This is a genomic window from Pseudarthrobacter phenanthrenivorans (genome assembly GCF_000813845.1).
Classification (GTDB): Bacteria; Actinomycetota; Actinomycetes; order Actinomycetales; family Micrococcaceae; genus Arthrobacter; species Arthrobacter phenanthrenivorans_B.
On sequence record NZ_JWTB01000040.1, the window covers coordinates 1 to 13985 of the forward strand.

A 13985-nucleotide genomic window follows, 5' to 3' on the forward strand; every position below is an offset into this window, starting at 1 on the left:
CCCCGACCGCGACGGCATGGCATGGCTCTCCCTCTACCTCCCCGGGGACACCGCATCAGCGATCTGGAACCGCACAACCGCCACCGCCCGCGGCCTCCAAAACCCCACCGAGCCCCGCACCCTCACCCAACTCCGCCCCGACATCGCCGCCAGCCTGCTCCTGGGCGAGGGAAGCACCGCTCAACCCGGGAAGGTCCCCACCCTGCGCGCGGACGTGCTGGTCACGGTTCCGGTGTTCGCCCTGCTCGGCCTCACCGACGAACCCGCCGAACTGGACGGCTACGGCCCCATCCCCGCATCCCTGGCCCGGAAACTCGTCGCGGACGGCGCGGACTCGTTCCACCGGGTGCTGGTCGACCCCCGCGACGGGGCACCTTTGGAGATCGGCCGCACCCGCTACCGGCTCACCGGGACCATCAAACAATGGCTCAGGATCCGCGACCGCAAATGCACCTTCCCCGGCTGCAGCAACCACACCCCGGACAACGACACCGACCACCTCACCGCCTGGCACCACGGCGGCACGACAGACGTCAGCAACCTGGCACAGCTCTGCCCCAAGCACCATCGGCTCAAACACCACAGCCACTGGACCCCGGATCCGGCAACTCCGGACGAGCCCCCGGGCTGGACCTCACCCACCGGCCGCCACTACACCCCCGAACACCCCACCCCCAAACCAACCCACTGGCCACCAAGCATCCTCCCGGCGAATAGTGCTGCGCCGCCCGCGTGCTTCCACGGCGAACAAGTCAGCCCCGAAGACCTCCCACCCTGGGAACCGGACGACGACACCCCCATCGACCCCGACCACCTCCCACCAGACGACCCCCTCTGGACAGAGTTCCTCACACACGCCCTATCACCCACGAAGCCCTTCGCCCTCTCACCATGACTGCCGCGGCCCCATAACCGGCTGTGGTCAGACGGGCCTGCCCAGGCAGCCCTTGTCAGATAGGGCGGGGCGCTCCGGCGAGGCGGCGGCGAAGCGACACGCGCTGCACCCGCTCCCGCCCAGCCAGGGCGCGCAGCCGTGGAACAACTCCAAGGGCGAGTGGTTGGCCATGGCCGGGCGCGATCAACCTGGGGCCCAGTTCGGCCAGCCGTGATACAGAGTCCATGGACTGCTTCCAGTTCCACGTGGTGTACCGGGGTGGCCCGGAGAGGTCGGGCGCTGCCATCAGGATTCCGCTGACCGAATTCAGGTTCACCGTGACCACTGCATCACCCGTGATCAGGACACCGTCCCGGGAACGCCAGTAGGCAACGTGTCCGGGAGTGTGGCCGGGGGTGGCGATGACCGCCCACCCCGGAAGACCGGGCACCTCTCCTGATTTGGGCAGGCTATGGACGACGTCCGTGATATCCCCGGCCACTTCAATCTTCCGGCGCGCCCGGCCCGGCAGGGACCACAGGAGCGGGGCGATGATCCAGCGGTCCAGCGGCATCGAAAAGCCGGGTACGTAGCGCCCGGCCGCCATAGGCATCTCGGCATGGTGAACGTATACGGGCACCTTCCACTCCCGCGCCAAGGCTCCGGCAGCGCCCGAGTGGTCCGGATGGATATGCGTCAGCAGGATGGCGTCAGGTGACTTTCCGGGCCCGAGGACTTCCGCGGCTGCCCGCCGGACGGGTTCCGCGCTGCCGGCCCAGCCGCAGTCAACCATCACCCACGCGGGGCCCGAGTGGACTAGGTAGAGGTTTGAGGCCATGGGTCCCCTGCCGGTGGTGATGAGCACCACGCCGTCGGCAATTTCCCGTGGTTCGGTGACATGCATGGTCATGCCCTCACACCACGGGGTGGCGAATCAACGTGCGCAGCTTTTCAGGCGCGCTCCGCCGGGGATCACCCAGGTATATCTCGTGATGCCTGCCGCGGACCTGCAGCCCTGCTGCCGTAATTGCCGAGTCAAGCAGGGCAATTGTTGGACCTTCGTCAGCGTAGGGCCCAACGTGGAGCGTCTGCGCGCACCGGCCCTCTTCCCACCCCTCGAACCGCAGGAGGTCCAATGATGGGAGTCCCTTCCCCCGGGATTGCTCCGTGGCCCGCTCGAGCACTCCTTCATCGATGGGGGCGGGCTGCACCATCATGGCCTGCCACTGCCAGGACTCCCTGTCGATTCCTGAAAGGCCGCTGAATCCAGCGGCCACGCCCTCCGAGCCCTGCGGCTGTCCGGGTGCATCGAACCACCATAGGGCTTCCAGCGGCATGACTTTGGTGATCTCGCCCGTCTGCTTCTTGAGCCCGAAATGCGCGGCATAGCTCACGGTAAAAAGAGCCTGGAGCGCCGCGGCGAAGTCCGGCCCCTCCGGGTCGCCTTGGCCGCGGACCACTGCAAAGAGCAAGGACGGAACGTCGACGAAATCCACCGACCCCTTCCGCCCCTGGTAGAAAACCGAAATGTCCTCGCGAAGATCGCTCACCTGGAATGCACTCCCCTGGACCCCTCCACGGACCCAGTCTTCCGCTGCCCAACCTCACCCAGTAGGGGCTAACGGCCCCTCTACCCGTCGGCCCCTGGCAGGCACACTTCCACAACTTCCCCGGTCACGCGCGTCTGGAAGACCGGCTGCCTGGACGTAGCGGGCCCGGCCTTCACTTCGCCGGTGCGGAGGGAGAAAGTGCTTCGATGCCAGGGGCAGACGACACATGCCTCCCCGCCTTTGTCCTTGATCTTGCCCTCGTTCAGCGGGCCGGAAAGGTGGCTGCAGACATTGGACAGCACATTGACGGTGTTGCCCTGGCGGTGAACCAGCAGGGGGATCCCGGCGACCTCGCGTTTGTGCAGCCCGCCCTCCGGCAGCTCAACCAGCGGCGCAAGACGGTGCCAGCCGGACGGGAAGCGGTGTGGGATTTCCTCGCTGTGATTGACGCCTGCGGCCTGCCGGTACGACAGGTGGCCGCCCAGGAACCCGCCGGCACTGACTGTCGCGAGACCCAGGTAGGCCAGGACCTTGCCGCTGCCCTGGCTGCCCCGGGCCCGCTGCACCAGCGACGCGAGGTAAAGGCCGGTGGCGGTGATGTTGGCCGCCGCGTGTACCAGGCCCACCCTCTGCTGCTGCGGGTGGAGTTGGGACCAGTCCGTGAATCCCGCGAGCGCGGGCGGCAGCACGCTGGTTGTACCCACCCCGATCAGCAGCCGCGCAGCCTTCTCGGCTCCTGGAACGGCATCGAGGACACCGGCCGAAAGCCAGGCCCCGATCGGAACCTGGACCGCGAGGGGGTGCACGGGGTGGCCAATCGGTACGCCGTGCAGGACGTCGCGGGCCCACTGAGGTTTGATGACCTTCTTAACGGCTTTGCGGACGCTCTTGGCCAGCGGGTCAAGCCATTCGGCATCCTCGAGACGGGTTACAAGCTCAAGTGCGGGCAAGGGTTTCATGTGTCCTCCCTTACCCCGATCGCCGCAATCCACGCACGGCAAGGGCTTCTTAAAGGACCGGCCCTGCCTGCGGGCAATCCGCGCCTCTGGCGTCAGCGCAGCGGTGACCCCACCACCGCGAACCGGTGCCCGCCCATGTCCCCGGAAAGCAGCGGCATGGCCTCGGCGATCGCCGCACGGGTGCTTTCCAGCTGCAGCGAGGCCCGGTGCGCCTCGGCAGATTCCCATAGTTCGGAAACGAACACCGTGTCCGGCATGTCATCGTTGATCCCGACTTCATAGAGGAGGCAACCGGCTTCCTTCATCCCGGGCTTGGGCCGGACGAGTATGGCCACCAGGGCGTCCCGCTGGCCGGGCTTGGTTCCGAGCAGTCCAACATTGGCAAACGTCATAGGGACAGTGTGCAGCACACCCGGACAACAGCGCTGAACGTACCAGGTACGGCCTGCTCAGCGCGCGGCGTCAACAACTGCCGTTCCCTGCTGGGACAGGGCGGCCGCACCCGGGGCCGGGCCGCCGTCGGGCTCGACGGCCGCCACGGGCTGCGGCGCCGGAGTCGTGGCGGCCCCCTCCGCAGCAAAGGCGTCGAGCATCGCCTGGCGATCAAACTGGCCTTCCCATTTGGCCACCACAAAGGTGGCAACGCAGTTCCCCAGCAGATTGACCACAACCCGCATGGAGTCCATCAGCCGGTCGGCCCCGAGAAGCAGTGCAACACCGGCGACCGGGAAGATCCCCAAGGCGCCTGCCGTGGCAGACAGGGCGAGGAAGGCCGATCCCGGAACGCCGGCCATGCCCTTGGACGTCAGCATCAGGATTCCAAGGGCGGCGAGCTGCTGGCCCAGGTCCAGGCTGTAGCCGAATGCCTGCGCCAGGAAGAGCAGCGAAATGGACAGGTAGATTGCGGCGCCGTCGAGATTGAACGAGTAGCCAGTGGGAACCACCAGGCCGGTGGTGGCGCGGGAGCAGCCGGCGTTAGTCAGCTTTGTCATGATCCGCGGCAGGACAGACTCGGTGGATGCAGTGCCCAGGGCCAGGAGGAACTCCTCCCTGGTGTACTTCAGGAACTGCCACAGCGGGACGCGGGGGTACGCCCATGCAACGACAAACAGGAGCCCGATGAACACCACGGCGGCCCCGTAGCAGGCGGCGATCAGCACGGCGTACGTGCTGAGGGAATCAAGCCCATACTGGCCGATGATGAAGGCCATGGCCCCGAACGCCCCGACCGGCGCCAAGCGCATCACCCAGCCCATGATCCTGAAGAACAGTTCCAGCACGGTTTCCATCAAGGTGATGACCGGCAGGCACCTTTCACGTCCGACGACAACGATCGCTGCTCCAAAGAACACGGAGAAACACAGAACCTGCAGGAGGTTGTTGCCGGCAAATGCCCCTACAACACTGGTGGGGATGATGCCCAGCAGGAAAGCGCCGGCGTCCTTGGGCGGGGCCGCACTGGTCTTGGCGTTGAGAGCGTCCTGGGACAGCGATGCGGGGTCGATGTTCAGGCCCGCCCCGGGCTGCACCAGGTTGGCCACCACCAGCCCAAAGACCAAGGCAAAGAGCGTGGCGACGGTGAAATAGGCCAAGGCCTTAACACCAACCCGGCCAACCGCCTTGACGTCGCTGACTGCAGCGATGCCGGTGACGATCACCAGGAATATCAGTGGAGCAATGATCATCTTGATGAGCTGGATGAATCCGTCGCCGAGCGGGCGCAGCCCTGCCCCGAGGTCCGGCCACGAATGGCCGACCAGGATGCCTGCCACCACCGCGACCAGGATCTGGACGAACAGTGATTTGTAGACGGGCTTCCTGCGTCCGTGGGTTGCCGCTGGCTGTGGCGCCGCAGTTGCGGTGGTCTTCATGCTCAGGCCTGTTCCTTTGGAGGGATGCCGCTTGAATGCGGGTCCCTGTGGGCAGGGCGGCACCATGGGCGCCGCCGGATCACCACAAAGGTACGAAACGCATGTTTCCGGAAAGATAAATCCATAATGCGGAACTATTAAGCTTCCAGCCGGCGGCGCTTCATTCGGCGGCACCCAGGCTTCCAGCGTGAACGACGGCGCCACTCGCCGTCGTGTCTTCGTTCAGCATCCAGCCCACCCGCTTGACCGTCCGCAGCATCACCGCGCTTTCCACGATCTCGATGCCGGGCACCTTCTGCTGCAGCGCGAGCTCGGCGGACATGACGTCGGCCAGCGTGTGGAGCCACATGATGATCACGAAGTTGGTTGGCCCGGTGGTGGAGGCACTGAGCCGCACATTGCTGATGGTGCGGATCTCGGCGGCTGCAGCTTCGTGCTGTCCGGCCGGAACGTTGACGAACCATTGGCAGGTGACGGGGAAGGACGAGTACCGCTGGGCGATTTCGCAGCGGAACGACAGGATGCCGCTGGCCAGCACCCGGTTCAGCTGGCGCTGGACGGTGGCCGGGTGCCGGCCCAGGGAACGGGCAATGCCTGCCGCCGTGGCCCGGCCGTCCCGGGCGAGGAAGGGCAGCAGGTCCAGGTGGCTCTGCGGCAGTTGGGCTGCCTGCAGGGATTCCGGAACCGCCGGGGAGGCGAGGGTCCGGAGCAGTGCCAGCTGGGAACGGCTCAGGACGTTGAGGCGCCAGTCGTCGCCGCTGCTGTGCAGCCGGGTGCAGAGGGCCACCTGGTACTTCGTCAGCCCCTCTACGGATTTGAGCCGGGAGATGATCTTCTCGCTGAACTCCTCCAGGGAGCGCGTAATGACCGTCAGCATCAGGTCACGGTTGCTGGCCGCCTCCTCCACGGTGACGATCTCGGGGACAGCGGCCAGCTCCGCCGTCACACTGTCCCGGCGGTTCATCTCGCAGTCCACCGCCACGTAGGCCAGCAGCATCTGCTTGGGGTCGCCGGCCAGGTGCGCCGTGGCCCATGCCGAGCCGCTTGACGTGAGGCGTTCCCACCGCGCCGCCAGCGTAGTGGCATGCATGCCCAGCACCTTGGCTGCGTCCGCCCAGCCAATCCGGGGAGCGGCCTGCAGGACCTGGATCAGGGCCAGGTCTTCCTCGCTGAGCTCCACTGAGGCGTCTTCCTGCATGAATCCTGCTCCAATTGCCACTTTTCAGAATAATTCCTGCGGTTTTGCAGCATGTGAACTGCGCCACTTCAGAATAGTCCACAAGCCCCGCCGCCGACTTACAAGGAGTAGCACGTGCCCATCACCGACGACGCCAAAGACCTGCAGGACGACCTGGCCCGGCTTCGCCACGACCTCCACCGGCAACCGGAAATCGGACTCCACCTTCCCCGCACCCAGGAGAAGGTCCTCCAGGCCCTGGACGGACTTCCGTACGAGATCACGCTGGGCAAGGACACGACGTCGGTCACCGCGGTCCTGCGCGGAGGAGGGGCCGCCGCCGGGAACGGCGCAGGCGACACCAGCGCGCAGCCTTCCGCCGCACGCCCCGCCGTCCTGCTCCGCGCCGATATGGACGGACTCCCCGTCCAGGAAAAGACCGGCGTGGATTACACGTCCCGTGCCGACGGCGCCATGCACGCCTGCGGCCACGACCTGCACACGTCCATGCTCGCCGGCGCCGCCACCCTGCTGGCCGGGAAGAGGCACCTGCTCCAGGGCGACGTCGTCCTCATGTTCCAGCCCGGCGAGGAAGGCTTCGACGGTGCCAGCTACATGCTCCGCGAAGGCGTCCTGGACGCCGCCGGTCCCCGCGTCCAGGCAGCCTACGGCATGCACGTCTTCTCCTCCCTGGAGCCGCACGGCACCTTCTGCACCAAGCCCGGCGTCATGCTCAGCGCCTCGGACGGGCTGGAAGTCACGGTCCTCGGCGCCGGCGGCCATGGATCGGCCCCGCACTCGGCAAAGGACCCCGTCACGGTGGCCGCGGAAATGGTCACCGCACTGCAGGTGATGGTCACCCGGCAGTTCAACATGTTCGATCCCGTTGTCCTCTCCGTCGGGGTGCTCCATGCCGGCACCAAGCGGAACGTCATCCCCGAAACGGCCCGCATCGAGGCCACCATCCGGACGTTCTCCGAGGCGTCGCGCCTGAAGATGATGGACGCCGTTCCACGCCTGCTCAAGGGCATCGCGGCCGCACACGGGGTGGAGGTCGCCGTCGACTACCTCCAGGAGTACCCCCTCACCATCACCAGCGAGGACGAAACCCACACCGCCGAAAAGGTCATCACCGAACTCTTCGGCGAGCGCCGCCTCTCGCGCTGGGCCACTCCGCTGAGCGGGTCCGAGGACTTCTCCAGGGTGCTCGCCGAGGTGCCCGGGACCTTCGTGGGACTCAGTGCCGTGGCCCCCGGCGGCGATCCCGCCACCTCGCCGTTCAACCACTCACCGTACGCAACGTTCGACGACGGCGTGCTGGCTGACGGGGCAGCCCTCTACGCGGAACTCGCCATATCGCGCCTGGCCGCGCTGTCCCGGGCCGCCTAAGCCCCCCTTCCGTCACCGGCAGCAGCGCCGCTGCCACCCCCTCCACCCACCCAGCAGGAAGAAGACCATGCCCGTTGCAGTTAGCAAGCCCCACACTGGACGCATGTCCACCGCGAAAACCATTGTCGGCACCGGCATCGGTAACGCCGTTGAATGGTACGACTGGGCAATCTACGCCACCTTCACGCCGTTCATCGCCAGCCAGCTCTTCAGCAAGGCGGACCCGGCGTCGGCGGTGCTGTCCACCCTGGCGATCTTCGCCGTCGGCTTCGTGGCACGGCCTTTCGGCGGCTTCCTGTTCGGCTGGATCGGTGACAGGGTGGGCCGGAAAGCCTCCATGACCATGGCCGTCGGCCTCGCGTCACTGGGCAGCCTGCTGATCGGCATCGCCCCCACCTTTGCCACCGTCGGCGCCTTCGCCTCCTTGCTGCTCCTGGTGGCCCGGCTGGTGCAGGGCCTGGCGCACGGCGGCGAGCTGCCGTCGTCGCAAACGTATCTCTCAGAGATGGCACCCAGGGAGCACCGCGGCTTCTGGGCCACCCTGATCTACACGTCCGGCACCGTAGGCATCCTGTTCGGCACCCTGCTGGGCGCGGTCCTCAACATGGCCCTCAGCACCGAGGCCATGAACGCGTGGGGCTGGCGGATCCCGTTCCTGATCGGCGCCGCGATGGGCCTCTACGCACTGATCATGCGCTCGCGCCTGCATGAGACCGAAGCCTTCGAAGGCGAAGCCACTTCCCAGCGGCGCGCCCCGATCTGGCCCCAGATCGTCCGGTACCGCAAGCAGGCGCTGCAGGTCATCGGCCTGACCGTTGGCTTGACGGTGATCTACTACATCTGGGGCGTCGTGGCGCCCAGCTACGCCACCACTGCCCTGAAGATCGACCGCGGCGAGGCACTGTGGGCCGGCGTCATCGCCAACATCGTCTTCATCGCCGCGCTGCCGGTGTGGGGCAAGCTCTCGGACCGGATCGGCCGCAAGAAGGTCCTGTGGGCCGGTGCGATCGGCTCCGCGGCGTTCCACTTCCCCATGACCTGGCTGCTGAAGGACTCCGCCTGGCAGCTGGCGGTCAGCATGTCCGTGATGCTCGTGTTCATCGCCGCGAGCGCCGCCATCGTCCCCGCCGTGTACGCCGAGCTGTTCCCGACGTCCATCCGCACCGTCGGGGTCGGCGTGCCCTACTCCATCTGCGTGGCCCTCTTCGGCGGCACCGCGCCTTACCTGCAGCAGTGGCTGGGATCCTCGCTGGGCGCGCCGCAGGTGTTCAACATCTACGCCGTACTGCTGCTGGTCATCAGTGCCGCGTTCGTGTTCACCATTCCCGAAACCAAGGGCAAGGACCTGACGCACTAGCTTGCCCCTCCGCAGGAGGTCCCCGGCGCCATCGAGCGCGCAGGGGACCTTTTGCGTTTCCTGCTGCATCCGGCGCCAACAATATTCTTCCAATCAGGCGGCGACCGGCAGCACCAGGAGATACCCGGCAGGCAGGCTGCTGCTCCAGCGGCGCGGCTCCCGCACCACGAACTGGGTTGCCAGTTCCTCCGGAGTCAGCAGGCTGTTGGGAACCGGCGATGGCCCCCACTGCCCGCTGCCGTACGGGTACAGGGGATCCAGGACATGGATGCCGGTTACCGAGAAGTCGGCGGACTGCCGCGGGTCGCCAAGGGATTCGAAGCCGCTCATCACCCAGGCATGGCGCCCGCTCCACATCACCAGGCCCACCGGCCTGCCCGTCTCCGCGATGGCACGCGCCGCCGTCCGGACTGCCTCGCCATAGTCGGCAATGCTCACCATCCGGTACGGCCCCATCCCGGATTCCGTCAGGACCTGGGCCCAGCCGAACGGATTGGCCCCATTGAAGGAGTCTGAGGAGCGGGCGCGGGCCATCTCCCACAATTGGCCCTGCTGCGCCGAGTCCGCCCACGTGCCGCCGCCCGTGTCATCGATGAGGTTGTGGGCCATCTGGATGCTTGCCGCCACGCACCAGTCGAAGGTGTACTGCGGAACAAAGTCACCCTCCCGGTACAGGTTGAGGGCAAACGGCTGCGGCACCGGAGCGGGGGCCGGTGTTTGGGCTGGTGCGGGCGCTGGAACCGGAACAGCTGCCGGTGCGGGCACCTCCGTCTGAATGGCAGCCTCCGGCCGGGCGGGGGCGGCGCCGGGCGCTCCCTGCTGCGGGCCGACCCCGCCGTCCGCGGTGGCCATGGCGGTGGCCGCCGCGGACGGCGGAGCGCCGGCGGACTGGTCCGCTGGCGTTCCCTGCGTGCAGGCGGAAAGGAATCCGGCCAGGGCCAGGAGCCAGGCCACAAGGCGCAGACGGCTGCCGGTCACAATCACTCCCAACTGTTCCTGCCACGCGGGTTGTTCCCTACCAGTCTCCTGCCCGCGCCTCCCCTTGACTACCCCACCCCACCTTCCCTACACTTTTCATAAAGCAGAATCTAAATTCCACAAAGCGGAAACCGGTGACGAAGCCGGCAGCAAGGGAAGATAGATCAAAGCCCTCCCCGGAAGGACCTACGATGACGTACACAGTGAACTGCTCCATCCTCCTCACGGAGCTTCCCCTGCTCGAACGCCCCGCCGCCGCCAAGGCAGCAGGCTTCGACGCCGTCGAGTTCTGGTGGCCCTTCGAAAGCTCGGTCCCGGCGGACAGCGAGATCACCACGTTCGAGAACGCCATCACGGACGCCGGGGTCCAGCTCACCGGCCTGAACTTCAACGCCGGCAACATGCCTGGCGGCGACCGCGGCCTGGTTTCCTGGAAGGGACGCTGCTCCGAGTTCAAGGACAACATCGACGTCGTGGCCGGCATCGGCGAGCGCCTGGGCTGCAAGGCCTTCAACGCCCTCTACGGCAACCGGCAGGACAACTTCACCCCCGAAGAGCAGGACGAGCTCGCCGTCAAGAACCTGGCCGCGGCAGCTGAAGGCGTCGCCCGGATCGGCGGCACCGTCCTCCTCGAACCGGTCAGCGGCGCGCCCAGGTACCCGCTCCTCACCGCCAACGACGCACTCAAGGTCATCGCCCGCGTTAAGGACGAAACCGGCGCCGCCAACATCAAGCTCCTCGCCGACTTCTACCACCTGGCAGTCAATGGCGACGACGTCCCGGCCGTGATCGAGAACCACGCCAAGGACTTCGGCCACATCCAGATCGCCGACAACCCCGGCCGCGGCGCCCCCGGCACCGGAACCCTGCCCCTCGGCGAATGGATCGCCCGCAGCCGCGAACTCGGGTACGGGGGCTACATCGGCCTCGAGTACAAGGAACCGCAGGAGACGGCCTTCAGCTGGGCCATCCGCGAGCGCGTCGCAGGCTGACTCCAGCAGCACACCGGCACCACCAACAGACTTTCAGAAAGAGAACCAACATGAGCAACGTTGCAGTCATCGGCCTCGGAATCATGGGCCTGCCCATGGCCATCAACCTGGTGAAGGCCGGCCACACCGTCACGGGTTTCAACCGCAGCCAGGACAAGATCGACAAGCTGGTCTCCGAGGGCGGCAAGGGCGCCTCGAGCATCGCTGACGCGGTCAAGGACGCCGACGTCGTCATCACCATGGTGCCGGACTCCCCCGACGTCGAGGGTGTGGTGAGCGGCAAGGACGGCGTGTTCGCCAACGCCAAGCATGGTGCCCTGTGGATCGACGCTTCCAGCATCCGCCCGGACGTGGCAGTCCGCCTCGCGGCAGACGCCAAGGAGGCCGGCATCCGCCCCCTCGACGCACCGGTCTCCGGCGGCGAACAGGGCGCCATCGACGCCGTCCTCTCCATCATGGTCGGCGGCGACAAAGCCGACTTCGATGACGCCCAGGACGTCCTGAACGCCGTCGGCAAGACCATCGTCCACGTCGGCCCCTCCGGCTCCGGTCAGACCGTCAAGGCAGCCAACCAGCTCATTGTCGCCGTCAACATCGAGGTCCTCGGCGAAGCCATCGCCTTCCTCGAGGCCTACGGCGTGGACACCGACGCCGCCCTCAAGGTCCTCGGCGGCGGCCTGGCCGGCTCCAAGGTCCTGGACCAGAAGGGCCAGAAGATGCTGGACCGCAACTTCGACCCCGGCTTCCGCCTGGCCCTGCACCACAAGGACCTTGGCATCGTCACCTCCGCCGCCCGCGAGGCCAACGTGGCCATCCCGCTCGGCGCCGTCGTCGCCCAGCTCGTCGCCGCCACCGTCAACCAGGGCGACGGCGCACTGGACCACTCCGGACTCTTCAAGCAGGTCCTCCAGCTCAGCGGCAGGAAATAACCAAGGCCCCGAAGGGCACCAGGCAACACAAGCAGGGAACCCGCCGTCGTACACGAAACGACGGCGGTCCCTCCAGCACACCCAAAAACAGACTTTCAAGCTTTCAAGGAGCACCCCATGAGCAAGATGCGTACCGTTGATGCAGCGGTGGCCATCCTGGAAAAGGAAGGCGCCATCGAGGCGTTCGGCCTGCCAGGCGCCGCCATCAACCCTTTCTATTCCGCAATGCGCGCCCACGGCGGCATCCGGCACACGCTGGCCCGCCACGTTGAAGGCGCCAGCCACATGGCCGACGGCTTCAGCCGCGCCAAGGACGGCAACATCGGCATCTGCATCGGCACCTCCGGCCCCGCCGGCACCGACATGGTCACCGGCCTCTACGCCGCCTGGGCCGATTCGATCCCGATGCTCTGCATCACCGGCCAGGCCCCGGTAGCCAAGCTGCACAAGGAAGACTTCCAGGCTGTGGACATCGAGTCCATCGCCAAGCCGGTCACCAAGATGGCCATGACCATCCTGGAGCCCGGCCAGGTTCCCGGCGCCTTCCAGAAGGCCTTCCAGCTGATGCGCTCCGGCCGCCCCGGCCCGGTGCTGCTGGACCTGCCCATCGACGTGCAGATGGCGGAAATCGAATTCGACATCGACACCTACGAGCCCCTCCCCGTTGAGAAGCCCAAGGCCTCCCGCAAGCAGCTGGAAAAAGCCCTGGACATGCTGCTCGCCGCCAAGCACCCGCTGATCGTGGCCGGCGGCGGCATCATCAACGCCGGCGCCTCCGCGCTGCTGGTGGAACTGGCCGAGACCCTCAACGTTCCGGTCATCCCCACCTTGATGGGCTGGGGCACCATCCCGGACGACCACCAGCTGATGGCCGGCATGGTGGGCCTGCAGACCTCGCACCGCTACGGCAACGAGAACTACCTGCAGAGCGACTTCGTGATCGGCATCGGCAACCGCTGGGCCAACCGCCACACCGGCGGCCTGGAAACCTACACCGCCGGCCGGAAGTTCGTGCACATCGACATCGAGCCCACGCAGATCGGCCGGGTGTTCTCGCCGGACCTGGGCATCGCGTCCGACGCAGGCGCGGCGCTGGCAGGGCTGGTTGAGCTCGCCAAGGAACGGGCTGCGGCAGGTTCCCTGCCGGACTACAGCGCCTGGGTTGCCGAATGCCAGGACCGCAAGGCCTCCCTGCACCGCAAGACGCACTTCGAGAACATCCCCATCAAGCCGCAGCGCGTGTACGAGGAGATGAACAAGTCCTTCGGCCGCGACACCACCTATGTGTCCACCATCGGCCTGTCCCAGATCGCCGGCGCCCAGATGCTGCACGTCTTCGGTCCGCGCAAGTGGATCAACGCCGGCCAGGCAGGCCCGCTGGGCTGGACCGCCCCGGCCGCCCTCGGCGTCGCCCGTTCCAACCCGGACCAGACCGTGGTGGCCCTCTCCGGCGACTACGACTTCCAGTTCATGATCGAGGAACTGGCCGTGGGCGCGCAGTTCAACCTCCCCTACATCCACGTGGTGGTGAACAACTCCTACCTGGGCCTGATCCGGCAGTCGCAGCGCGGCTTCAACATGGAACAGAATGTGTCCCTGGCGTTCGAGAACATCAACAGCGCACACCTGTCCGAGGACACCCGCGGCTACGGCGTGGACCACCTGAAGGTGGCCGAAGGCCTGGGCTGCAAGGCCGTCCGTGTGGAGGACCCCAGCGACCTGGCTGCCGCGTTCGACAAGGCCAAGGCCCTGGTGGGCGAGTTCCGGGTACCCGTGGTGGTGGAAGTGATCCTGGAAAAGGTCACCAACATCTCCATGGGCGTGGAGATCAACGCCGTGAACGAGTTCGAGGAACTGGCCGAAACCGCCGCGGACGCCCCCACCGCCATCCTGGCACTGCAGGCGTAAC

Annotated in this window: 13 protein-coding genes; 6 read left to right on the top strand and 7 right to left on the bottom strand. The window is 66.8% G+C overall.

Going from position 1 to position 13985, the window contains the following annotated elements:
- Positions 1-895, top strand: an 895-nt coding sequence (locus RM50_RS18055) for an HNH endonuclease signature motif containing protein (RefSeq protein WP_156133913.1), incomplete at its 5' end; no start/stop codon positions are given.
- A 55-nt stretch (positions 896-950) separates the two neighbouring features.
- Here the strand turns inward: RM50_RS18055 and RM50_RS18060 are convergent.
- From RM50_RS18060 to RM50_RS18085, 6 genes are all read right to left on the bottom strand, one after another.
- Positions 951-1784, bottom strand: coding sequence for an MBL fold metallo-hydrolase (locus RM50_RS18060; protein ID WP_043455564.1), 834 nt, complete (start codon positions 1782-1784; stop codon positions 951-953).
- A 4-nt stretch (positions 1785-1788) separates the two neighbouring features.
- Positions 1789-2424 (bottom strand): GyrI-like domain-containing protein, encoded by a 636-nt coding sequence (locus tag RM50_RS18065; protein ID WP_043455565.1) that lies wholly within the window; start codon positions 2422-2424, stop codon positions 1789-1791.
- Positions 2425-2504: 80 nt separating this feature from the next.
- Positions 2505-3383, bottom strand: a complete 879-nt coding sequence (locus RM50_RS18070) for a Rieske 2Fe-2S domain-containing protein (RefSeq protein WP_043455567.1) — start codon at positions 3381-3383, stop codon at positions 2505-2507.
- A 92-nt stretch (positions 3384-3475) separates the two neighbouring features.
- Positions 3476-3775 (bottom strand): putative quinol monooxygenase, encoded by a 300-nt coding sequence (locus tag RM50_RS18075; protein WP_043455569.1) that lies wholly within the window; start codon positions 3773-3775, stop codon positions 3476-3478.
- A 57-nt stretch (positions 3776-3832) separates the two neighbouring features.
- The gene (locus tag RM50_RS18080) at positions 3833-5254 is read right to left on the bottom strand and encodes a cation:dicarboxylate symporter family transporter (protein WP_052260344.1); all 1422 of its coding nucleotides are present in this window, start codon (positions 5252-5254) and stop codon (positions 3833-3835) included.
- Between the two features lie 160 nt (positions 5255-5414).
- Positions 5415-6452, bottom strand: coding sequence for an Lrp/AsnC family transcriptional regulator (locus RM50_RS18085; protein ID WP_052260346.1), 1038 nt, complete (start codon positions 6450-6452; stop codon positions 5415-5417).
- 114 nt (positions 6453-6566) lie between these two features.
- Here RM50_RS18085 and RM50_RS18090 point away from each other — a divergent pair, with 114 nt between their 5' ends.
- Entirely contained in the window at positions 6567-7820 is a 1254-nt protein-coding gene (locus RM50_RS18090; RefSeq protein WP_043455572.1) for a M20 metallopeptidase family protein, read from the top strand.
- A gap of 103 nt (positions 7821-7923) precedes the next feature.
- Positions 7924-9177, top strand: a complete 1254-nt coding sequence (locus RM50_RS18095) for an MFS transporter (RefSeq protein WP_240472006.1) — start codon at positions 7924-7926, stop codon at positions 9175-9177.
- 93 nt (positions 9178-9270) lie between these two features.
- On the opposite strand, the gene RM50_RS20985 is transcribed toward RM50_RS18095, so the two are convergent.
- A complete protein-coding gene (locus RM50_RS20985) occupies positions 9271-10155 on the bottom strand; it encodes a hypothetical protein (RefSeq protein WP_043455658.1) in 885 nt (294 codons plus the stop codon).
- 191 nt (positions 10156-10346) lie between these two features.
- Between RM50_RS20985 and RM50_RS18105 the strand changes: the two genes are divergently transcribed.
- From RM50_RS18105 to gcl, 3 genes are all read left to right on the top strand, one after another.
- Entirely contained in the window at positions 10347-11147 is an 801-nt protein-coding gene (locus tag RM50_RS18105) for a hydroxypyruvate isomerase family protein (RefSeq protein WP_043455577.1), read from the top strand.
- Positions 11036-12076 carry a 2-hydroxy-3-oxopropionate reductase gene (locus RM50_RS18110; RefSeq protein ID WP_276202743.1) on the top strand — a complete coding sequence of 347 codons (1041 nt, stop codon included), beginning with the start codon at positions 11036-11038 and terminating at the stop codon, positions 12074-12076. The genes RM50_RS18105 and RM50_RS18110 overlap by 112 nt, the downstream gene beginning before the upstream one ends.
- Before the next feature lie 117 nt (positions 12077-12193).
- Entirely contained in the window at positions 12194-13984 is a 1791-nt protein-coding gene (gene gcl / locus RM50_RS18115; RefSeq protein ID WP_043455582.1) for a glyoxylate carboligase, read from the top strand.
- Position 13985: the final 1 nt, after the last annotated feature.